This is a genomic window from Candidatus Ornithobacterium hominis (genome assembly GCF_900538215.1).
GTDB classification, from domain to species: domain Bacteria; phylum Bacteroidota; class Bacteroidia; order Flavobacteriales; family Weeksellaceae; genus Ornithobacterium; species Ornithobacterium hominis.
In genome coordinates this window covers 1-22,936 of record NZ_UNSD01000009.1, presented here as the reverse complement: position 1 = coordinate 22,936, position 22,936 = coordinate 1, and the positions used below count along the sequence as shown (strand labels likewise).

22 protein-coding genes, 1 pseudogene and 1 riboswitch are annotated in these 22,936 nt (G+C 36.4%); of the genes and pseudogenes, 4 read left to right on the top strand and 19 right to left on the bottom strand.

Annotated elements, in window-relative coordinates:
- Position 1: 1 nt before the first annotated feature.
- The 3 genes from D5J18_RS08675 to D5J18_RS08665 form a co-directional block, all read right to left on the bottom strand.
- On the bottom strand, positions 2–691 hold the full coding sequence (locus D5J18_RS08675; RefSeq protein WP_119058619.1) for a MotA/TolQ/ExbB proton channel family protein: 690 nt from the start codon (positions 689–691) through the stop codon (positions 2–4).
- A gap of 70 nt (positions 692–761) precedes the next feature.
- Positions 762–1,232: a copper resistance protein NlpE N-terminal domain-containing protein gene (locus tag D5J18_RS08670; protein ID WP_165845002.1), complete on the bottom strand. Its 471-nt coding sequence runs from the start codon at positions 1,230–1,232 to the stop codon at positions 762–764.
- Positions 1,219–1,602 (bottom strand): copper resistance protein NlpE, encoded by a 384-nt coding sequence (locus D5J18_RS08665; RefSeq protein WP_165845001.1) that lies wholly within the window; start codon positions 1,600–1,602, stop codon positions 1,219–1,221. Before D5J18_RS08665 ends, D5J18_RS08670 begins: the two co-directional genes overlap by 14 nt.
- Positions 1,603–1,787: 185 nt before the next feature.
- Here D5J18_RS08665 and D5J18_RS08660 point away from each other — a divergent pair, with 185 nt between their 5' ends.
- Positions 1,788–4,601 (top strand): gluzincin family metallopeptidase, encoded by a 2,814-nt coding sequence (locus tag D5J18_RS08660; RefSeq protein WP_119058616.1) that lies wholly within the window; start codon positions 1,788–1,790, stop codon positions 4,599–4,601.
- Between the two features lie 70 nt (positions 4,602–4,671).
- Here the strand turns inward: D5J18_RS08660 and D5J18_RS08655 are convergent, their stop codons facing one another.
- From D5J18_RS08655 to rlmD, 6 genes are read right to left on the bottom strand one after another with little or no spacing between them, the layout of a single operon-like run.
- Positions 4,672–5,370, bottom strand: coding sequence for a response regulator transcription factor (locus D5J18_RS08655; RefSeq protein WP_119058615.1), 699 nt, complete (start codon positions 5,368–5,370; stop codon positions 4,672–4,674).
- Positions 5,371–5,374: 4 nt separating this feature from the next.
- Complete coding sequence (locus D5J18_RS08650; RefSeq protein WP_119058614.1) at positions 5,375–6,922, bottom strand: sensor histidine kinase; 1,548 nt, start codon at positions 6,920–6,922, stop codon at positions 5,375–5,377.
- 4 nt (positions 6,923–6,926) lie between these two features.
- Entirely contained in the window at positions 6,927–7,517 is a 591-nt protein-coding gene (gene coaE / locus D5J18_RS08645; protein ID WP_133298137.1) for a dephospho-CoA kinase, read from the bottom strand.
- A gap of 28 nt (positions 7,518–7,545) precedes the next feature.
- The gene (locus tag D5J18_RS08640) at positions 7,546–8,190 is read right to left on the bottom strand and encodes a DUF6048 family protein (protein ID WP_133298136.1); all 645 of its coding nucleotides are present in this window, start codon (positions 8,188–8,190) and stop codon (positions 7,546–7,548) included.
- Complete coding sequence (locus D5J18_RS08635) at positions 8,156–8,617, bottom strand: DUF6452 family protein (RefSeq protein ID WP_119058611.1); 462 nt, start codon at positions 8,615–8,617, stop codon at positions 8,156–8,158. The genes D5J18_RS08640 and D5J18_RS08635 overlap by 35 nt, the downstream gene beginning before the upstream one ends.
- On the bottom strand, positions 8,614–10,023 hold the full coding sequence (gene rlmD, locus D5J18_RS08630; RefSeq protein WP_119058610.1) for a 23S rRNA (uracil(1939)-C(5))-methyltransferase RlmD: 1,410 nt from the start codon (positions 10,021–10,023) through the stop codon (positions 8,614–8,616). The genes D5J18_RS08635 and rlmD overlap by 4 nt, the downstream gene beginning before the upstream one ends.
- A 404-nt stretch (positions 10,024–10,427) precedes the next feature.
- Between rlmD and rplS the strand changes: the two genes are divergently transcribed.
- Entirely contained in the window at positions 10,428–10,772 is a 345-nt protein-coding gene (gene rplS / locus D5J18_RS08625; protein WP_119058609.1) for a 50S ribosomal protein L19, read from the top strand.
- An 83-nt stretch (positions 10,773–10,855) separates the two neighbouring features.
- Here rplS and D5J18_RS08620 read toward each other — a convergent pair whose 3' ends face one another.
- Both D5J18_RS08620 and panB read right to left on the bottom strand, forming a co-directional pair.
- A complete protein-coding gene (locus tag D5J18_RS08620) occupies positions 10,856–11,536 on the bottom strand; it encodes an RluA family pseudouridine synthase (protein WP_119058608.1) in 681 nt (226 codons plus the stop codon).
- A 50-nt stretch (positions 11,537–11,586) separates the two neighbouring features.
- The gene (panB, locus tag D5J18_RS08615) at positions 11,587–12,402 is read right to left on the bottom strand and encodes a 3-methyl-2-oxobutanoate hydroxymethyltransferase (protein WP_119058607.1); all 816 of its coding nucleotides are present in this window, start codon (positions 12,400–12,402) and stop codon (positions 11,587–11,589) included.
- Between the two features lie 46 nt (positions 12,403–12,448).
- On the opposite strand from panB, the gene D5J18_RS08610 reads away from it, so the two are divergent.
- Together D5J18_RS08610 and thiD are read left to right on the top strand one after the other, a co-directional pair.
- On the top strand, positions 12,449–13,444 hold the full coding sequence (locus D5J18_RS08610) for a DUF3810 domain-containing protein (RefSeq protein ID WP_165845000.1): 996 nt from the start codon (positions 12,449–12,451) through the stop codon (positions 13,442–13,444).
- A 485-nt stretch (positions 13,445–13,929) separates the two neighbouring features.
- Positions 13,930–14,739, top strand: a complete 810-nt coding sequence (thiD, locus tag D5J18_RS08605) for a bifunctional hydroxymethylpyrimidine kinase/phosphomethylpyrimidine kinase (protein ID WP_119058605.1) — start codon at positions 13,930–13,932, stop codon at positions 14,737–14,739.
- On the opposite strand, the gene D5J18_RS08600 is transcribed toward thiD, so the two are convergent.
- The 8 genes and pseudogenes from D5J18_RS08600 to D5J18_RS08565 all read right to left on the bottom strand — a co-directional run.
- Complete coding sequence (locus D5J18_RS08600) at positions 14,736–15,827, bottom strand: HesA/MoeB/ThiF family protein (protein ID WP_245952964.1); 1,092 nt, start codon at positions 15,825–15,827, stop codon at positions 14,736–14,738. The two genes, thiD and D5J18_RS08600, sit on opposite strands and share 4 nt — an antisense overlap.
- Positions 15,800–16,909 (bottom strand): 2-iminoacetate synthase ThiH, encoded by a 1,110-nt coding sequence (gene thiH / locus D5J18_RS08595; RefSeq protein WP_119058604.1) that lies wholly within the window; start codon positions 16,907–16,909, stop codon positions 15,800–15,802. Before thiH ends, D5J18_RS08600 begins: the two co-directional genes overlap by 28 nt.
- A gap of 12 nt (positions 16,910–16,921) precedes the next feature.
- Positions 16,922–17,695, bottom strand: coding sequence for a thiazole synthase (locus D5J18_RS08590; protein WP_119058603.1), 774 nt, complete (start codon positions 17,693–17,695; stop codon positions 16,922–16,924).
- Between the two features lie 3 nt (positions 17,696–17,698).
- Positions 17,699–18,316: a thiamine phosphate synthase gene (thiE, locus tag D5J18_RS08585; RefSeq protein ID WP_119058602.1), complete on the bottom strand. Its 618-nt coding sequence runs from the start codon at positions 18,314–18,316 to the stop codon at positions 17,699–17,701.
- Between the two features lie 40 nt (positions 18,317–18,356).
- Positions 18,357–18,950, bottom strand: a complete 594-nt coding sequence (locus D5J18_RS08580) for a thiamine phosphate synthase (protein ID WP_119058601.1) — start codon at positions 18,948–18,950, stop codon at positions 18,357–18,359.
- Positions 18,951–18,965: 15 nt separating this feature from the next.
- Positions 18,966–20,822, bottom strand: coding sequence for a phosphomethylpyrimidine synthase ThiC (gene thiC / locus D5J18_RS08575; RefSeq protein WP_119058600.1), 1,857 nt, complete (start codon positions 20,820–20,822; stop codon positions 18,966–18,968).
- 24 nt (positions 20,823–20,846) lie between these two features.
- Entirely contained in the window at positions 20,847–21,044 is a 198-nt protein-coding gene (gene thiS, locus D5J18_RS08570; RefSeq protein WP_245952963.1) for a sulfur carrier protein ThiS, read from the bottom strand.
- Positions 21,045–21,126: 82 nt separating this feature from the next.
- Positions 21,127–21,221: riboswitch (TPP riboswitch) on the bottom strand.
- A gap of 579 nt (positions 21,222–21,800) precedes the next feature.
- A pseudogene (locus D5J18_RS08565) lies at positions 21,801–22,936 on the bottom strand (hypothetical protein); the annotation flags it as partial.

The following is a 22,936-nucleotide window of genomic DNA, read 5'->3' as shown; positions in this document are numbered from 1 at the left end:
CTTAATTTATGGGTTCATTCAACACATCCAAGAAATCTGTCACGGTTGATTCCATCTGATGAACAGATTTATTCACTTTCATTACTAAGAAATTATAAAAAAGATAAGCACTAATGCCTACAATCAAACCTGCTGCGGTGGTAAACATTGCGATATAAATACCTGAGCTTAAAAGTTTAGGATCTACTTGACCTGGTGTGTTGGCAATTTCAGCAAAAGACATAATCATCCCTACCACTGTACCCAAGAATCCAATCATGGGAGCCGCTCCAGAGATCGTAGCTAAATAGTTGATATTTTTTTCTAATTTATAAACTTCTAGTTTCCCTCTGTTTTCAATAGAATCACTGATTTCCTTGAGTGGCCGACCGATGCGTAAAATCCCTTTTTCAATCATTCGAGCTTCGGGGGTGTGGGTGCGCCTACAAAGTTCTACCGCAGCATTGATTTTCCCGTCGTGCACCAAATCTCGAATGTTGTGTATAAAATTGGGGTCGCTGTGAGACGATTTTTTGATGGATAAATAACGCTCTACAAATAGATAAATAGCGAAAAGAAATAGGATGAAAAGAATCACAAGAATAGTGCTACCAAACCAGCCTCCCTGCCCTATCATCTCGTAAATCGAAACTTCTTGTGCTGTAGAGGTGAGTGTTTCCTGTAAAAGCTGTGTACTGTCTATATTCTGCATAAAATCAAATAAAATCAAAGGCAAATGTAAGAAAAGAAATTCTAAGACACTATTGCTTGAAAGAACTAATCTATTTTACAACTTTTTTAAGCCTATAAAATTCAGCCAAACTCCCGCTATTGGGTGTGCCATCAGGGTTGAGATAAATCAATTCATTTTCATTCAACCTGAATTTATTAGACAATGAATCAAAACCAACCAAAGAAAGCGTTGTACTATCTTTGTGCCATTTAATTTTACCATGATAACGATGGATTTTATTTTCTTTAGGGTCGTCGTTCAGTGTTTTTATTTCCAAATTGTACTTACCAAAGGCACTGAGTGATAGCTTCATTTTCATTCCAATACTGCTGGCAGAGGGAATATTGCCTACATAATCTCCCGCCCAAGACAATACATTTTTTGTTTTAGAACCGTCAATGATTTCACCGTTTGCCAATGTATCCAGTTTTACGGCTGTAGTCTCTGCTTCTCCCTTGGGATTGCAAGAAGCTATGATAGCCAAGGCTGAAAATAACAGAAATTTTCTAAGGCTTTTCATTTTTTTGTAAAATGTATTGTGCATTGTTAGCTAATTTCATTGCTGGAATCCTTTTGCTTTTCAATAGCCACAAGCGGTCTTCACTTACCATAAATTCCATTGCTTCTTCATTATCAAATAAAATATTATTAGCGTCTAACCAACTGAAACTTCCCTTCTCTTTCACTTTTGGCTCAGATGAATTGAGGTAGCTCATCTGCAGTGTATATTTTTTTTTAGGCTTTAAAAAAATAATGATTTCTATACCATCACAGTCTGAACAAGGAAGAATACCAGAGTAGCGACCTTGCCAGATTTTTGAATCTTGAAAATGAATCTTATCATTATCTTCATCTTCTATCTTTGCATTTACATCCTTCTTGGTACTCATAGAAGTATTGGTTTTAGACACGATCAACTCTTCACTTTTTGACTCACAAGCAAAAAAAATGATCAGAATTAAAAAAATTAAAGTATATTTCATCATCAAAAACAATTCATTCCATCTCATTTGAAAAAAATGATACAAAATATAAGCCAAGCAGGTATTTTTTTAAAAGAAATAGGTTCTAAATAATGTTAAAGTTTCATCTCTTTATATCAGGCTTGTTGAGTTTTCTCTCAATTTCATCTTTTGCTCAGATAGATGAAGTTAAGATTCATTTCGCCGTAGATTCTACTCAAAATGAAGGAACTACCCTTAAGGTAAAACAGAATTTCACTCTAGAACCTCAAGCAAAAGCTTTTCATTTCTATGCTTGGGCCAATGCTTATTGGCCAAACTCAGTTTTGAGCGAAATAAAATTAATGTCGCGTGATGATAAACTTAATTTTTCTAAAGTTAAAGATCGTGGAGGAATCAAAAACTTACGCTTTTTTGATGATAAAAATCAGGAAATTCCTTTTCAGTACGTGAATTCTGAATTGGTAAAAGTTTCAGCAAAAGCTGATACGAGAACGAATATTACAGCTATTTATGACCTTAAAGTTCCCCGAGACATTTTCACTGGCTATGGCTGGAATTCCAACGGAAATATTTATCTCAAATATTTATTTCTGCAGCCAGCTGTTTATGAAAATGGGCAGGTGCTAGAGCAGTTTTTTAAAGATTTCGAATCGCTTACCGCCAACCAAACAAATTATACGTTGAGTTTCATTAAACCTAAGGGGACGAAGGTTTTCACCAATCTAAGGAAAATCGACGATGAAACTTATTTGGGAAATGAACGAGCCTTTTTTGAAGTTGCAATTCACCCAGAAGAGCAATTTAAAGTTATAAAAACAAAATCGTCAGAAATAATCATTGGTTTCCCCATAGATTCAGCCGATTTACCTCAGGTAACACAACATTTAGAAAGGCAAATTTCATTTCTAAATCAATTTTTTGAGCCGCTAAAAGAGCCAGTCTTCATAACTCGCCGCTTGGCTGAAAAAATTGGCTATAACTATGTAGATGATGTGAAGATACCGCTGCTCGGGAAGTATAAAATCTTTGATGATGACACGCAAATAGCTCTTCAGATTTTACCTGTGCTATTCTCAGCTTACACAGAGCGTAGCATTCATGTAAACAACCGAACAAATCATTGGATTAAAAATGGATTGAGCACCTATCTGCAAATACGTTTTCTAGAAAAATATTATCCACATCTGCCCATTGCAGGGAATTTACTGAGAGACATTCATTTATTTCAATTTTATCCCTTAGATTTTTTTAAGGCTTCAAAAATTGAGTTCAAAGATCGCTTTTATTTCTTCTATAAAAATAGTTTGCAAGAGAATTACGACCAGCCACTTACTACGCCCTACGACTTATTAGGTAATGAGAACCAGAGAGTTGTGAGCTACTACAAAAGTGGTTTAGCCTTTAAATACTTAGAAGAATACATCGGGAAAGAAAAAATGGATGAACTCTTGAAAGCTTTTTTGAATATTCGGTTCAATAAATTATTAGAGCCTCAGGATATTCAAAGCTTTTTTGAAGCCTATACACACCGTGATTTATCTTGGTTTTTTGAGGATTTAATTCATACAAATAAAAAAATTGATTTTGCCATTTCAAATGTAAAACGTGAGGGTGGAAAGCTAAAATTACATGTGGACAATAATTCTGAATATTCAGGCCCGTTTAGGCTAAATGGGTATAATCAAAATGATGAAAAAATTTATACGGAATGGTTTCGTTCTCCACAAAAGTATTTGAGTCTATCTATTGCTGACTCGGGAATTACAAAATTTAGCTTAAATGATGATTTGCCATTACCGGAATATAATTATGCTCAAAATTTCTATGATACAAAGCATCTACTGAATCGAAAAATAAAATGGGGTATCTTGACGGATATAAAAACTCCACAGTATCAGCAGATTTTCGTTACACCGAGTGTGAATTTCGATAATTATGATAAATTTAAGCTAGGCTTTAATTTTAGTAACGAAACGCTTATGTCTCAAGCTTTTGAGTTTGATGTTCATCCTGAGTATAGCTTTGGCACAACGAAACTTACGGGGAGAACTCAAGCTACTTATAATATATTCCCTAATGGCGGCACGGTGCGCAAATGGAGTTTCTGGGGCGGACTTCAGTACAATCATTTTGACAAAAATTTAGCTTATTTCAAATACAATTTAGGAAGTCTTTTGCTTTTTCGATCGCCATTTCGTAGCCTGAACCGCCATCGCCTAATTTTGAATTTCAATGACATCAGAAGAAATTTGCCACAAAATCCAACCCCGATACAGAGAGAATTAAAACACTACAGTTTACTAAACATAGGTTACGATTATTGGAACTTTCATATCATTCATGAGCGAAGGGCAAATTTTTTTGTGCAAGGGTCTAATAAATTTCAAAAACTTTTTGGCGAGTTCTACTACCGTTATCGATTTAGTAAAAATAGACGTTTGGGCGTTCGGCTTTTTGCTGGTATTTTCCTCAATCATAATTTGAAAGAAACCACATTTTATGATTTTGGTCTAGACCATGTATCCGATTACTTATATCGTTTCAATTTATTGGGAAGGTCTGATACCGATGGAATCTTTCATCAGCAATTTGTATTGGCGGAAGGTGGATTTAAATCAAACTTTAATGTAACGGCCAATCAATATTTATCTGCACTAAATTTTGAATACCCCATTTGGCGATGGTTTGAAGCCTATGCAGATGCTGGAGTATACAAAAATAGACAAGAGCCTTCTTCCTTTGTCTACAACACAGGGCTTAGCATTAAAATCATCCCTGATTTTTTGGAATTATACTTCCCTGTGCAAAGTAGCTTGGGTTTTGAGCCAATATTGCCAGGCAATTACTTCAAGCGTATTCGGTTTAAGCTGAATTTAGATTGGGGTAAAATCAAGGAATACCGCCGAAGGGGTAGATATGAATAAAGATTTAATAAAAACTATCATATCATACTCTTTCAGTTATTCCTAGTTTTTTATAAGGCTTTAAAAATTTTTATTCTTCTGAAACCAATCGGAAGCCCTCTCCATGAATGTTGGTTATTTCTACGCTAGGGTCATCTTTCAAGTACTTTCTTAGTTTAGCTATATAAACATCCATGCTTCTAGAAGTGAAGTAATTATCCTCATTCCAAATTCGATTCAGGGCGATTTCTCGAGGCATCAAATCGTTTTCAAAAACACAAAGCATCCGTAGCAATTCGTTCTCTTTGGGTGAGAGTTTATACTCGTGCCCATTCACATTTAAGCTGCGTAGCTTAGCATTGAATTCAAAATTGCCAATCTTGAATTCGTCTTGATTAAATTTCTCTTCATTGATGCCATTTCGCTGAATGATTGCTCTGATTTTATACAACAAAACTTCTGAGTCAAAGGGTTTAGTAATGTAGTCATCAGCACCTAATCTGTACCCTTTTAAGACATCTTCGCGCATATTTTTTGCCGTCAAGAATATGATTGGAATATCAGAATCAATATTCTTCATTTCTCTAGCCATGGTAAATCCATCCATGCGAGGCATCATAACATCAGAAATAACTACATTGAATTTTTCATTTTCAAATAAATATAAACCTTCCTCACCATCGATTGCGTGAGTCACATCAAAATCATTGATTTGCAAGTAATCTTTTAGCACTGTGCCAAAACTTGGGTCGTCTTCAACTAGTAATAATTTTATATTTTCTACTGCCATTTTTTTAGTTTAAAGGTAATTTTATATAAAAAGATGTTCCTTTGTCTTTTACACTCTCTACAATAATTTCGCCATCATGCATATCAATAATTGATTTGACGTAAGAAAGTCCTAGCCCATGCCCTTTTACGTTATGAATATTACCAGTTTCCTCTCGATAAAATTTTTCGAAAATCTTATTCTGAACACTTTTACTCATTCCAATTCCTTTGTCAGAAATTTTTATCACGTAAAATTTATTTTCGTTATACGTCTGAATTGAGATTTGTGGAGCTTCTGGTGAATATTTATTAGCATTGTCTAAAACATTCAGCACCAAATTATTCATATGGAATGTATCAACGAACAACTCATCTTTATTAGAATCATATTTTTCAAAAATTGTGCCGTTCCTGTTTTCTACAATCAAGCGAATTGATTCCACGCTTTCTTGCACGAGTTTATTCAGCGATGTTTTGGCCAAATCCATTTTCATTTCTCTACGTTCTAGCTGAGACATTCTTAGCACCATTTCCACTTGTTGATTCATGCGGCGGTTTTCATTTTTTATCATCCCAGCGTAGTACTTAATTTTTTCTGCATTTTTGATAATAGACGGGCTTTTTAATGCATCGGCTGCGACAGAAATAGTCGCTATTGGTGTTTTAAACTCATGCGTCATATTATTCATAAAATCCGTTTTGAGCTGCGAAATTTTTCTTTGCCTCATCATGATGACAATAGAAAAAATATAGACCCCGATGATGAAGAGCGTAAATAAGACCGTCAGAATAAATAATGCTGAAAATGTAGAGAAAATCGTGTTCTTTTTGTTTGGTAAATAGACTGATAGCAAATAATTTGGCTCATTATTTCTGTCATAAAACAGAGCTGTTTGGAAGTTTTCTTCCCTTTTCTGGAATCCCCCCCTCTCAAGGGCAGTTTCATTATTTTTAGCATCAATAACGGCAAGAGAAAAAGGCGTTTCAGCCTTCCATTTGATTAATTTTCTATTAAAAACAGAATCCAAATGTGCCAAATTTATTCGTTTTGAAATAGGTTTATTCCCTGCATCTACACGTGCAAATCGCTCTATTGTATAGCTCCCGTCAGAGAATTCTGAATTCAAATCCACTGGCAGTGGTTGGAAGCCCTTCATAGAACTATCTTTTTTGATTCGCATTGTTTTGTCAGAAGAGTAAAGCTCAGTCACATTCAGCGAATCATGATATTTCCCGCTCAGCGGAACTTGAATTTTATCTACCATAATGCGTGCCATGTAAACATACTTGACTCTGGCCGAGTCACTCTCGATTTGAGATGAAATAATCTGAGATTTCGGATCTGCCTTTTGTAGCGTATTTCTTGTTTTTTCAAAAAAACGATAATATTGGTCTAATTCCTCTTGGTTGATGATTTGCACAGTCTCCTCCAGCGCCTTATACAGTCGGCTATTAAACTCATTTTCTTTAGCATCAAAAGCTTGGTTTAGCCAGTACATCTGCACAATTCCCAGCCCAAGAATAGAAACTGTCATTAAAACGATTAATATTTTGAAAATTCTTTTTTTCATATTTTTAATTCCATTTTTTACTCAAAAAAAGCAAAAATTCACCCGTCACTTTTTCTAAATCTACTAAACTCCCATTGTTCCACAAAATATAATCCGCTTTTTCTTGTCTTTGTTGGCTACTCCATTGATTTGCCATACGTTCCAAGACTTGTGCACGGGTAAAGTGATTTCGCCGCATCACCCGCTCAATTCTTAACTCTTCATCTGCTTCTACCGTCACATTAAAGTCAGAAAAACGGTAAGAACCTGATTCAAATAAAATTGCAGCTTCTTTAAATACAAATTCCTGTGTCTGCTGTGTTTTCCACCGCTCAAAATCAAGGAAAACCTCTGGGTGCACAATTTTGTTTAAATTTTCTAAGGCTTTATTTTTTTTAAAAACAATAGAAGCCAAAAGAGATCGATTTAATTGATTTTTTATATAAATTCCCTTGCCGTATTCTTTAATTAAATAAGCCTTAATTTTTTCTGATTCATTCATGATTTCCCTCGCACGGTCATCTGCAAAATAAACTGGATAGCCCGCTTCGGTAATGAATTTAGAAACCCTTGTCTTCCCCGAGCCGATGCCTCCTGTGATTCCAATTATTTTCATTAAATTTTTTTTAAGCCTTAAAAAAATATTAAAGAATAAACCCAAAACTCCATAGAACCCTCAAATTCAGCCCATTATTACTCTTCCCAAACCCTGGGATGGCAAATGCATCAAAATTCTTTTCATTCAAATCCATTGCTAGTATATTGAGCTGCACATTTGAATTGACATAAAAACGCGTATCGCCCAAATTTACTCTTGCACCTACCACGGGCGCTACCCAAAGCGCGTGTGAAGAAACCTCGCCTAGTGGCATAGAAAAGACCTCGCCTCCTTGATTTTTAATGGGGAATTCGTTGATTTTTAGTTGATACGGGCTGTAGCCTACACGTGCGCCAAGGTAGTAGCCGTTGTTTAAGTTTTTGTGGTCGGAATCCACATACCAGTCAAAGCCCACACGTGCAAAAAAACCACTTAAATCAATATTCCAGCTGTTATGTTCATATTTATTTTCTTCGTAGCCGCCCTCTGCTATAGCTTGCCATTTTTTATAAACTGGGACTGAAACTGAGGCTTCATAGCCTTTTTTATCACTCAAAAATTGAATAGCAGGATTGAGCAAATCTATTCCGATAAAAATCTGATACGGAATCGGCTTGGGGCTCTTAATTTCTTGTGCCAACATCGGGCTAAGAAGACTAATAAGAAAAGCGGAGATGAGGAGCTGCTTCATGGTCTAAAACAGGTTTTAAAACTTCAATTTTTTTAAAGAAGTTTGGCTTGAATTTAACATTTAAGGAATCATACAAAACGCGATATCCGCAGGCTTTGGAAATGTAATTTAATTTATAATTGTAGCCTACGATGAATTCATCTTGAATGATTTGATTTTTTCGATAAATTTTAAAGGTAAATTTAGTAAAGGGTGCTTCTTTCAGTAACAGAGGAATTTTATACTGCTGACTCAACGTGCCTTTATAAATCATAGAATCTTGATTGCCTTGATTTCTAAAAATTTGAACAGAATCAACCGAGATAGGAGCTTGGCTGGTGCTCACCGTTTCTATAACCAGTCTCGGCGTTGAACCCTCTATGCAAATGTCTTCTTCTTCGCAAGAAAAAAATAGAAGGCTGATAAAAAATAGGATTAATACTCTCATTTTTTTAAAGTTAATAAAGCAACATTCTCTACATGATATGTCTGCGGAAACATATCGACTGGTTGAACTTTTTTTAGGGTATATTTCTCTTTTAATTTCTCCAAATCTCGCGCTTGTGTTGCAGTATTACAACTTACGTAGACGATTTTTTCTGGAGCAATATTCAGAAGATTTTCCACAACTTTGGGGTGCATACCATCGCGCGGCGGGTCGATCACAATCACATCAGGATATCCATTTTCTTGCACAAAGGCATCGGTAAAAACAGTTTTCATATCACCGACGTAAAACGTACAATTATCAATTTGATTAAACGCCGCATTTTCTCTAGCTGCGACAATAGCTTCTGGCACAGACTCTACGCCAATAACTTTTTTTGCTTTTTGAGCAATAAATTGAGCAATAGTTCCCGTGCCGGTGTATAAATCATATACGATCTCAGATCCATCTAGGCCAGCAAAATCTCGTGTAATCTGATACAAATGCAAAGCTTGCTGAGGATTGGTTTGATAAAAACTTTTGGGGCCGATTTTGAATCTCAAACCCTCCATTTCTTCTGTAATGAAATCTTGACCTTTGAAGTTTAATATTTCCAAATCATAGATGGAATCATTGCCTTTTGGGTTGATAGTGTATAGCAGAGAAGTAATTTCAGGAAATTTTTGATTCAAAAAACCTAAAACTTTTTGAATGTTTTCTGGTTGATTTTCAAAGAATTGAACCAACACCATGATTTCCCCCGTTGTCGTCATCCTTATCATCAACGTTCGCAGTAAACCGCTTTGTTCCGTGGGGTCAAAAAAAGCTAATCCTTGCTCATCAGCAAATTCCTTCAGACTTCTACGAATTTGATTAGAAGGCTCTTCCTGTAGCCAACATTTTTCTATATCCAAAATTTTGTTCCACATCCCCGGAATATGGAATCCCAAAGCGTTACGGTTCTCAATTTCACCTTTTTCTTTGATTTCTTCCTCAGTCACCCAACGCTGATTGCTAAATGAAAACTCCATTTTATTACGATACCAGAATTGCTGTTCAGAGCCCAAAATCGGTAAAAATTCCTCTGGTTGTATTTTAGCGATACGCTCCAAATGGTCACGGACTTCTTGCTCTTTGTAGAAAAGTTGCTTCTCATATGTCATATTTTGCCATTTGCAGCCACCGCAAATTCCGAAATGTTGACAATTTGGCTCAATTCGGTCAGCAGAAGCTTTTTTTATAGAAACCACTTTCCCTTCCAGAAATCGTTTTTTCTTTTTCACAATTCGTACATCCACCACATCTCCAGGAACGCCATTGCGCACCATGATGGTTTTTTGCCCTTCGGGTTTTGCAATTGCAGCACCTTTAGCCCCTGCCGTCAAAAGGTGGACGTCTTCAATAATCCAAGCTTTATTTTTTGCCATAATGCAAAGATAGATTTAAATTAAGCAATCGAAAATTAAATTGATATGGCTGAATTTAATTTTTCAGATATTAGAAGAATTCTAAAGCGCATTAGTTTTATGAAATGTTAAAAAAACTGGAATAAAGAAAATCCGTGGGTGAACACCAATATTGGTGGCAAGAAAACATGATTTTTTTTTAAGCCTTAGAAATTTTTTGGATTAATTTTGCAAGGCTTGCGAGTATAGTTCGATTATAGTTCGGCTATAAATATAAATAAAGTTCGAAAACACCATAAGAGCCAAATTTATTTTAAATAAAATCTTGCAAGAACAATAAATTTATTTTAATTTTGCCGTCCGATTAAATAACCGCTGGCGAAGTACGTGTACGTTATTTGGTCTAAAAATTAAAATCTTTAACGATGGATCAATTAGTAAAATACGTAGAAGACAAATACGTAGCAAAAAAAGATTTACCTGAATTTTCTGCCGGTGATACAATCACTGTATATCAAGAAATTTCTGAAGGTGGAAAAACCCGTGTTCAGTTTTTCCGTGGAGTCGTTTTACAAAGAAGAGGTTCTGGCGCTACAGAAACCTTTACAATTCGTAAGATGAGTGGCGAAGTGGGGGTAGAAAGAATTATCCCAATCAATATGCCAAGCATCCAAAAAATTGAAGTGAATAAGCGTGGTAAAGTAAGAAGAGCAAGGATTTTCTACTTTAGAAAACTAAGAGGTAAAAAAGCAAGAATCAAAGAAGCTTAAAAGAGATTTATCTATTTGTGTAAAAAATCCTATTCAGAATTTTGAATAGGATTTTTTTAGCCTATAAAAAATTTAATAATAATTCACAAAATCGCTTGCCAGAGCGTTTCCTTTGGTGGTGCCGCTTCGACCAAAATTTTTTCTTTGCTCACGGGGTGAATAAACGCTGCGCTTCTTGCGTGTAAATGAATTCCTCCATCTCTATTAGATCTTGAAGCTCCATACTTCAAATCACCTTTGATGCTGGCTCCAATGCTTGCTAGCTGAGCTCTGATTTGGTGAGAACGCCCAGTTTCTAGTCTAATTTCGTACCACCAAAAGTGATTTAATTTCTGCTTGAGCTCATAGTGCAAAATGGCTTTTTTTGCATCTTTGGTCGGTTGATGATAAACTGAAACAAAATTCTTTTTACTATTTTTTTTCAAGTAATGTTCTAGTGTAGCTTTTTCAGGAATATTGGGATTTGCAGGCTCTGTTATCGCCCAATAAATTTTATCAACTTCTCGATTTTTAAACATTTGGTTCATTCTACCCAAGGCTTTACTCGTCTTCGCAAAAATGACTACTCCGCTGGTTGGGCGATCTAATCTATGCACCAAACCTAAATAGACATTCCCAGATTTATTATCTCGAATTTTGATAAAGGCTTTGATTTTATCCAACAAGCTTTCGTCTCCAGTTTTATCTCCCTGCACCAAATCCCCACAAGCTTTATTCACTATCATGAGATGATTATCTTCCCACAAAATTTCAGGTTTCCACATGAATGTTCTATCTATTCTCTTTTATTTTTTTTTTTAAGGCTTAAAAAAAATTAATATTGTTCATTTTTATTCGGGAAACCGCCATCTTTCACATCTTTTACATATTGTGTTACAGCTCCTGTTATTTCGTCATAAAGATTCAAATATTGGCGTAAAAAGCGTGGCTTAAATTCATGTGTCATCCCTAGCATATCTTGTAAAACCAAGACTTGCCCGTCGCATTCAGCTCCTGCGCCGATACCAATGGTAGGAATCGAAATCTTTTGAGTCACTTGCTTTGCCAGAGCTGCTGGAATTTTTTCTAAAACTAAGGCAAAACAGCCCAAATCATCTAAAAGCTGAGCTTCTTCTAGCAAAGTTTGAGCTTCTTCTTCTTCTTTTGCACGCACCTTATAAGTTCCAAATTGGTAAATACTTTGGGGGGTCAAACCCAAATGCCCCATCACAGGAATCCCGGCATTTATAATTTTTTTAATACTTTTTTTAATGTTTTTCCCGCCTTCTAACTTAACGGCATGGGCACCACTTTCTTTCATAATGCGTACTGCCGAGTCTAAAGCCTTTTGTGAATCTGACTGGTAAGTTCCAAATGGTAGATCGACAACAACTAAGGCGCTTTCAGAAGCCCTCACAACACTCTGCGCATGGTAAATCATTTGCTCTAGCGTGATGGGCAGAGTCGTTTCGTGCCCTGCCATCACATTCGATGCCGAGTCGCCAACCAATATAGCGTCAACCCCTGAGGCATCCACCATTTTCGCTAATGTGTAATCATAAGCGGTCAACATTGAAATTTTTTCGTTCTCGTGTTTCATGGTGCGAAGCGTTTCGGCAGTCACTCGTTTATTTTTTTTATGAATAGACATTTTATAAGTTTTATTAAATTTAGCATCCTAAACTTACCGAATAAATTTGAAACGTAATAATTTAAAATTTAATTTCTTATCTCTTACCACAGGGGTAGTTCTATTGATTTTAGTCGCCATAACGAATCAATTGACTAAAAATCAATATTTTACACAAGAAATTTACCCGAAAATTTATCAGAAAATTCATTCAAATTATTCTGGCTTTTTTGATTTTTTAAGCTTTTCATTGGGTGATGTTTTGTATCTTTTTCTTATTGTATTTCTCATTTATAAAATTTCTAAAGGCTTCAAAGAAATAATTCAAAAAGAATTTTTAAAGGCTTTAAAAATTTTTAGTCAGATATTATTTTTTTTGATGAGTTTTTGGGTTATTTTCCATTGGGTATGGGGTTTTAATTACTATAAAAAACCCATCATTCGCTCAGCTAGAACAGAAATTCCTTTGGATGATTTGAAGAGTATGGCATTGCAGCATTTTGAGAGAGCAAAGAGATATTCTGAACAAAACTTAGACTTCATGCCTGATTCTTCGGTTAAAGTTTCACTTTTTTCTCCGCTCATGCGTTATTTTGGTGTGACGGGTTATTTCAATCCGTTTAGTGGAGAAGCGCAGCGCGTAGGCAAGATTCCTTTGCTTCAAATTCCGTTTACCAATGCACATGAGCTAGCACATCAAAGAGGCTGGGCAAGAGAGTATGAGGCAAATTACATCGGGTATACAAATGCTTCTAAAGGAGATATACCAAGCAGATATTCAGCGGAATATGCGGCAATGAACTATATTTTAAGAGAAATTTATGCTGAAGATTCTATTTTTGTGAGAAACATCATCAATGAATTTCCACCAAAAATGCAAGTTGACCGAGCTGAAAGAATTCGTTTTCATGAAAAGTACAAAGGCATTGCTGATGAAGTTTTTACAGAGCTCAATCACTATTTTTTGAAATCAAATAATCAAACGGAAGGAGTTAAAAGCTATAGCCGATTTGTAGAATTACTGCATCAAGATTATTTGAAATCAAAAGATTTAGCTCATTAACTTCTGCCCAAAAGTGGTGTTTTTCTAATCTACAGTTGCCAACCTCATCAGTCGCTTTCTTAAATCCCATCCGTCTCTCGCTCAGTGCTACAATATTTTTTTGATTTATTTAGCTTATTTTTGATTTATATTAGTAAATTTTTAAATTAAAAGCTAAAAATTTAAGTAGCTGTAAAATGAATATAAATGTAATACTTTTTCAATCAATTTACGAATAATTAAGAAGAAAGAGCGTTTTTAAAAACGAGAATTTCGGCTAAAATTTTATAAGGCTTAAAAAATTCAATAGCTTGATGTATTTGTATTTGATAGAAATATTAAAAGGCTAAAAATAAACCTTGTATGATAATAATGCACTGCGGGCATTTCTCACTCTTTAGCAAAATTAGATGGGAAGGCTAGGTTTCTTCTTTTTATAAAAATTTCTTAACTTTACTTCTCACATCTCTGAGCCAAAATTATAAGCTATGTTCTAAAAAAATATAATGCAAGAAAAAAAGTTTCCATCCGTACTTTCTATTGCTGGTTTTGATGGAATTGGTGGAGCGGGCATCCAAGCTGATATTAAAACGATTTCGGCTTTAGGGGGATATGCTACCACTGTTCTCACAGCTTTACCTGTGCAAAACACAATGGGTGTAAAGTCCATATTAGCCATTCCGCCAGGCGTAGTGCGAGCGCAGCTTGAAACCATAGCAGAGGACATTTTGCCTTGTGCTATAAAAATCGGAATGGTTCACAACCCTGAACTTATTGAAATCATTGTTGATTTCCTCAAAGATTTCCCTGAAATACCAGTTGTTTTTGACCCAGTAATGGTGGCTTCGAGCGGGAAAAAATTATTCAGTGACCAAACTCATATATTACATATGAAAAAACTCTTCCCGAGAATATCTATTTTCACCCCTAATCTTGATGAGGCTTCTTTACTGACTCATCAAAGCATTCAATCGATAGAAGATATGGAAAAGGCTGGGAAATTGCTTCTTGAAATGGGAATACAATCTGTACTGCTAAAGGGTGGGCATTTGAAAGGTGAACAACTTACCTCGCTTTTTTTTGATATTGAAAAAAGTGTTCACCGATTTGATACTAAAAAAATTCATTCCAAAAATACCCATGGAACAGGTTGTACGCTTTCTTCTGCCATAGCTACTTATTTGGCTTTGGGTAAAACATCTTTGGAGGCAATTGCTCTCTCTCAGGATTATGTGTATAAAGCCATTTTTCATGCTAAAAAAATTTCATGGGGAAAGGGTAATGGCGCACTGCATCATTTTTTTAAAGAAATTTAACTCTGTTTTTTTATCCCATTAATTCCATCTTTTAAATTTAGAAATTTCATGGCTGAATTTTGTTGTTTTAAAAATTCAACGGCTTTGGCACTTCTGATTCCCTTGGCACAATAAACGATTATGGGTTTCTCTTTAGGTAATTCTTGCCAGCGATGAGATAGTTCCTGTAGAGGAATATGAATTCCGCCTAAATTAAATGCTAAACGTTCTTCAAGTGTGCGGATATCTAATAAATTATAACGCTCTTTTTCTTTTTGATATGTTTCTAAATCTATCTCTTCATTTTGGCTTGAACAGTGCATTGTAAGAGTTTCTAATTTTTGAATTTGAATTTCGGGGTCTTTTTCAAATTTAAAAATGTTCATTTCTAAAGTAAGTAAATCAATTTTTAATAATTTATTTACTAAAACTTCGCCTATTTCTGTTACTATTTTTATGGTTTCGTTTGCCATTAACGTTCCAACCACACCAGGCAGTACTCCCAACACTCCCACTTCACTGCAATTTGGCATATCTATGGTGCTCATTGGTTCAGAAAAAAGACAGCGATAGGTGGCACTTCCTTTATAGTTGTAGACAGATAGTTGCCCCTCAAACTTAAAAATTGAACCTAAGACAAAAGGTTTCTTTGCCAATACACAAGCATCATTTGTTAAATACTTTGTGGTAAAATTATCACTACCTTCCACAATTACGTCATATTTTTCTATGAGATAAAATGCATTTTCAGGATTTAATGTTTGCGTATAGCTTGTGATTTCTATAAATGGATTTAGCCGCTCTAGACGCCTCTTTGCTACCTCTGCCTTAGGTTTCCCTACGTCTTTATGGGTAAATAATACTTGCCGTTGCAAATTACTGATGCTTACTACATCTGGGTCTATTATTCCTATTTTCCCTACGCCTGCGGCAACTAAGTATTGCAAGACAGCACTTCCCAAACCACCAGCACCTATGACTAAAACAGATGATTTTTTCAATAATTCCTGTTTTTCTACACCTATTTCGTCCAACAACAAATGGCGTGCATATTGTTGCTCCTCTTCTTTACTTAACTTTATTACCATGCTTTTTCCCAGTCTTTCCAAACAGGTTGTATTTTATTTTTTTTCAGCATTTTATATATCTCTTCAGTAGATCGATCGTCAGAAATTTCAAATTGTTCTAATGATTGAGGTTCTACGGTATAGCCACCTGGATTGGTTTTGGATTCGGCACTCATCGACGTAATACCTAAATGAACAATATGATTCCTAAAGCGAGGGCTTTCTCGTGTGGAAATTGAAAGCTCTACATCTTCGTCCATCAAACGATAGGCACAAATTAGCTGTACCAATTCAGCATCTGTCATAGCAACTTTTGGTTCTAACCCACCACTAAACGGACGTAAACGTGGAAAGGAAATGGAAAATTTGGTTTTCCAATAGGTTTTTTGTAAATACTTTAGATGCAAAGCTGTAAAAAAACTATCGGTACGCCAATCTTCTAACCCAAGTAATACACCAATGCCTATTTTGTGCAATTTTGCTCGACCAATTCGGTCGGGAGTATCTAAACGAAAATCAAAGTTTGATTTTTTGCCTTTGGGGTGATGTTTCTGGTAAGTAGCTTTGTGATATGTCTCTTGATAAACTAAAGTGGCGTATAAACCAGCTTGTTTCAAACGTTCATATTCGATTTGATTCAGTGGCTGAACCTCCATCGATATATTTGCAAAATAAGGGCGTAATAGCTGAATGGCATTGCTAATGAAATCTACCCCCACGGTTTGATTGGCTTCTCCTGTCACCAGCAAAATATGTTCATAGCCTTTATTCCTAATAAATGTAGACTCTCTCAGAATTTCTTCATCAGTCAGTGTCTTGCGGGGTATTTTATTAGTAAAGCTAAAACCACAATAAGTACAAATATTATGGCATTCATTGCTCAAATACATAGGGGCATACATTTGCATAGTGCTACCAAATCGTTTGCGTGTTTTCTTGTGGCTTTCTTGTGCCATTTGTTCCAAATAAGGCTGTGCCGAAGGCGAAATCAGTGCTTTAAAATCCTCTAAATCTCGTTTCGGATTTGCCAGTGCTTGGCGTACATCTTGTTCTGTTTTTTGATGAATACTTTGTAGTGTTTCGTCCCAATTATACTGTGCTAATATATCTTTAAAACCACTCATTTTTGAGGCTTTTTAATCGTATAAAAATTTAGTTAGCGGGCTACTAGCTGTTGCTTGATTACTGATTTTCCCTAATTTCGCCTCATACGCCATTCTCCCTGCCTCTACGGCTAATTTAAATGCTTGTGCCATTTCTACAGGATTCTCAGAAGTAGCAATAGCTGTATTCACCAGCACTGCGTCAGCACCCAATTCCATGGCATGGGCGGCATGTGAAGGAGCTCCTATCCCAGCATCTACAATTACGGGCACATTACTTTGCTCTATAATGATTTCTAAAAAATCCATGGTTTTTAAGCCTTTATTTGTTCCTATAGGGGCGCCCAATGGCATTACGCATTGGGCGCCAACTTCTTCCAATCGTTTGCACAAAACGGGGTCTGCATGAATATAAGGCATAACCACAAATCCTTTTTTCACCAGCTCCTCGCATGCTTTTAGGGTTTCAATAGCATCGGGTAATAAATATTTAGGGTCGGGGTGAATTTCTACTTTCACCCAATTGGTTTCTAAAGCTTCTCTTGCCATTTCTGCCGAAAAAACAGCTTCTGTAGCATCTCTCACGCCTGAAGTATTGGGCAATAAGTGAATGTGCTTAAACTGAAGTCCTTGCAAAATAGCATCTTCTTCGTTATTGGCATCTACTCTTTTGAGCGCAACGGTAACCAATTCACTCTCACTGGCTAAAATCGCTTGTTCCATCAGTTTAGAGGAAGAAAATTTACCTGTTCCTGTGAATAACCGAGAATTGAATGTGCGGTTGGCGATAACTAATTTTTTATTCATACATTAAATTTTAAAATATGATTGAAGCTGACAAATGCTCGTGGCTATATTTTCTTGCTCATGCAAAAAACCTGACAGTGCTACGCCGCTTATACCAATTTCAACAAGCTCTTCTATGTCTTCTAAACGAATACCTCCTATGGCTATAACAGGAATATCAATTTTACTTCCTTTTATTTTATTCATAATTGCTCGAAAACCCTCTATCCCGAGTATTGGGCTGAGTTTCTCTTTGGTTAAGGTAAACCGAAAAGGACCTAAACCAATATAATCCACTCGCATTTGGATAAGTTTTTGGCAATCATCCCATGTATTAGCTGTTCCTCCAATGATTTTTTCATTCCCTAAAAGTTCTTTGGCTGTTTGAGGACTTTCATCTTCTCTTCCTAAGTGAACCCCATCGGAGTTTAATAATTTAGCTATTTGAATATCATCATTTATGATAAATACGACCTGATTTTCATGGCAATATTCTTTTGCTTTTTGGGCAATATCTAAAATTTCATTTGCTGAGCTTCCTTTAATGCGAAGTTGCACCCAGTTTACCCCAGCATCTACCATTTTTTTAATATTTTGCAGGTGATCATTTGGTGTTTTCCCTTGGCTGATGTAATAAACCATAAATTAATAATTTAGCATTCAAATTTTGAGAAAGTTATATTTATTTTTCAAGAAAAATTTTTTCATACTGATTAAACATTTTTTCAAAAGCCACCAAAGGGCTAGAGCATTGCCAAATGCTTCCCAAAACAGCCACTCCCGAAAACCCGTTTATTTTTGCTTTTTCTATATTTTGCTGAGTAATTCCACCAAGAGCAATTATTGGTTTGCGGGGGCAGTTCAGCTGAAACATTTTGCCTTTATAATTTTTTTTTGACACAGAATCAAAAACAGGACTCAGTAAAACATAATCAAATTGGGTTTGACTTTCAGCCTCATTTTGTGAATGAAATGAAGCTGAAAGTTTTTTACCCCTCGCATGATAATTATCTACTAAATGATTTAAATTTTCATCTTTTAGATGATCTTCCTTAAAATGTAATCCTTTTAGATTAAATTGTTCTATCAATTTATGCCCGGTATGCAACATCATTTTTTGATGTTGATTTTCATCAAATTGGCTCAGCCACTCCATTAAATCTTTTTCTCCAAAGAAAGGTTTGCGAACATGGATGCTGATTGGGTATCTTGCCATTTTTCGTATCAATTCTATCTCATTAGCTTTTGCTCTTTCAGCGGTAATAATGATGAACATTTTGATTTTTAATGATTACAGATATACCTCACTCCCTTTATCCTTGAATTCCTTGGATTTCTCTTTCATTCCTTCCTCAATGGCTTTTAATGTATCTAATCCGTTTTTCTCAGCATAATTTCTCACTTCTTGAGTAATTTTCATCGAACAGAAATGTGGGCCACACATCGAACAGAAATGAGCCACTTTTGCATTTTCAGCAGGCAAGGTTTCGTCATGAAATTCACGTGCTGTGTCTGGATCTAATGATAGATTAAACTGATCTTCCCAACGGAATTCAAAACGTGCTTTGCTGATAGCATTATCACGATGTTGAGCACCTGGATGCCCCTTAGCCAAATCAGCCGCATGAGCAGCAATTTTATATGTAATTACGCCTGTTTTCACATCTTCTTTATTCGGTAGCCCCAAATGCTCTTTCGGAGTCACGTAGCAAAGCATGGCACAACCATACCAGCCAATCATTGCAGCACCAATTCCACTGGTAATATGGTCATACCCTGGTGCAATATCTGTTGTCAACGGCCCCAAAGTATAGAAAGGTGCTTCGCCACACTCTTCCAATTGTTTATCCATATTTTCTTTAATCATATGCATTGGGATATGCCCTGGCCCTTCTATAATGCACTGCACATCATGTTCCCAAGCAATTTTAGTCAATTCACCCAATGTTTCCAATTCAGCAAATTGCGGATAATCATTTGCATCGGCAATACTCCCGGGGCGCAATCCATCACCCAATGAGAATGCTACGTCATAGCTTTTCATTATTTCACAAATCTCATGAAAATGTGTGTATAAAAAATTCTCTTTGTGATGAGCCAAGCACCATTTTGCCATGATGGAACCTCCGCGCGATACAATACCAGTTACTCTTTTTGCTGTATGTGGAATGTATTTTAAACGAACCCCCGCATGAATGGTAAAATAATCAACGCCTTGCTCAGCTTGTTCTATGAGAGTATCTCTAAAAATTTCCCACGTAAGGTTTTCAGCTTTTCCATTCACTTTCTCCAAAGCTTGGTAAATCGGTACAGTACCAATCGGAACGGGAGAATTACGCAAAATCCATTCCCGAGTTTCATGAATGTTTTTTCCTGTAGACAAGTCCATAATCGTGTCTGCACCCCAACGGCAGGCCCAAACAGACTTCTCAACCTCTTCTTCAATAGACGAGGTTACGGCAGAGTTTCCTATATTGGCATTGATTTTCACCAAAAAGTTTCGCCCGATAATCATTGGTTCACTTTCAGGGTGATTGACGTTACAAGGAATCACAGCTCGCCCACGTGCCACCTCATCTCGAACAAATTCAGGGGTAATCACATCAGGAATTGATGCACCAAAACTATGCCCAGGGTGCTGTTTTGTAATTTCCTTAATTTCTTGCAATTTTTGATTTTCACGAATGGCAATAAACTCCATTTCTGGGGTTATGATTCCCTTTTTGGCATAGTGCATTTGGCTTACATTTCTTCCTTTTTTGGCTTTCAACGGTTTACGATTTCTATTAAATCTCAAATGATTTAAACTTTCGTTTTCTTCTCGTTTACGCCCATATTCTGAAGACAATCCAGGTAATTGCTCGGTATCTCCCCTATCGTCAATCCACTGTTGGCGAATAGGTTGCAGTCCTTTTCGCACATCAATTTCAATATTCGGGTCAGTATAAGCTCCACTCGTATCATAAATCAATATCGGCTCATTGGGCGTCTTGATTCCCTTGAACTTATCTAAGGTATCGCTTAGCGTAATTTTACGCATAGGAACTTTTACATCTTTGTAAATACTCCCTTGCACATATATTTTTTCAGAATTTGGAAAAGGTTCTCGGCTGATGTTTTGTTCGCTTGGCTTCTGTTGTCTGTTCATAAACTGGAATTTGTTTTTTAATAATTAGCCTCCTTGTGTCGCCTTGATAATCAGAATGTTATCATTTTCTTTGAGTTGATATGCCCCCCAATTAGAGCGATTGATCACTTGCTGATTTATCGCGATAGCAATACCCCTTGTAGTAATATTTTTCAACGCTACCAATTGTAAAAGACTGGTTTCTTTTGGGATTTCCTCAGTTTTGGAATTGATTTTTATCATAATCATAGGCTCGTTCTAATGCTGTAAAACCTTAGAAGATGCTGTGGACATCTCTGAGCCAAACTATAATTTTAGGAAACAATTATAGTCAATTACTTTTCCCTACCGCAAGTACTAACTTGTTCAGGTTCAAAGGGTATTTCTCAGCTGAACAAGTCAGCACCCCTAAAGCTTTACGTATTCATGAGCTAAAGTATAAAAATAATCAATGTAAAAAAAATAAAATTATTCAATAAATATTATTTATATTCTCTCAAAATTAAACAGAATATTGACCCACAGTGCATTTAATTTTTTTTAAGCCTTAAAAAATCTCATTGATTGTTTGCCATAAAAAAATCTGCTCGCAATTTACAAACAGATTTATCATTTCTTAAAAGACAACGATTTTAAACTTACTTTATCAACTTCCTTTTTTAGCCCGATAAATCATTAAAATCTAAATGAACTACGGGTTGATTTATTCTCCTAAAATTTTTAAAGGCTTAGAAAATTTTACCAACAATTTTTCCTAAATATTTTTTGGGGAGGGGGCGGCATTTACGGCTATCCATTCCAATTCCGCAGCCATCTGCTTACAAAAAAATAACGCCAAAAGAGTTCACACCTGCGTGTTCCACTCTTTGGCGTTTATTTTTTGTAGCCGCAGCTGCCTTTGCGGGATTTCCATTCCTATCCGTGCCGCAGTTTTAGCACATCATCCGTACCATATTTACCCAAAAGCATTTAGCACCCAAGTATACAAAACCAAGGCACTTACTTGTGCTCTTTCGCAACTAAATCTCCACTATCGCTTACCGTTATTCTCCAACTTTTTCCATCTGGGGAAGTTAGAACAATGCCAGTAGTAGTCCCTATTGAGTCACTTGGTCCTCGTGAAAACAGATACAAATCACCTTCCTTACTCATCTTAAGTGCTGGGCCATATGCCGCCGCAGATATACTTATAGGGAAACTTTCGGTAGCTGTGGCTCTACCTCCTATGGCTATTCCATCCTCTACATATGAATAAGTTCCACTCCCTATAGCAATGCCATGAGGAGCATTAGTATCAACATATCCCCCTATAGCAATGCCATGGGGAGCTTTAGCCTCTCCACTTATAGCAATGCTCTCCTCAGCTTCAGCCACTCCATGTATAGCTAAGCTACGTTCACCAGTGGCTTCGGCAGATCCTATAGCTGTAGAATAATGCCCCGTAGCTTTAGTGCCTAGCCCTATGGCAATAGTTCCATGATTTCCAGTATCTTTTATGCCTGCGGTGGCACCTCCTATAGCAATAGCATGCCCCCCATATGCTTTAGAATTTGCCCCAATAGCTGTAAGGCCATAAAAGTTCCCTTGATGAGGATCAAACACCTCTGCCCCATAGCCAATGGCTACAGACCGATTACCCTTTAGTTTTACATCATGCCCTATGCCTATACTATTCAAGCCAAATACTCCAACGTTATCGGCAGTAGACTCAAAAGGTATCGTCATGTCTATACCTCCTATATTGCCGCCATAAATTTCACCTTCACCATCTGCATCATATGTAATAAGTGGTCTCCTCTTAGCATCTACAAAACCATAGCTGGTGTATCTAGTACTACCATCTAATTGGTTAGTATCCAATGTTTTTTGCAATCCACTGGGTTCTAGTTTTACAAAGCTTTTATTACCAGTGGTGGCATCAAAATTAAAGCGGTAATAGCCTGGTGTAGTCACATTTGCTATTGTAGGGTCTGGTAATTGGGTATAATTTTCTTCTGTTAAAGTCGTGGCAGGGGAAGTTACGTAAACAAGCATCCCGTTTTGCTCTGCCCCCAAGTTGGCTAGCATCGCCGTAAGGGCTTCGCCCGTTACTTGCGGGGTCAGTATACCCTCTGGCGTATTGCCATTGGTGTTTT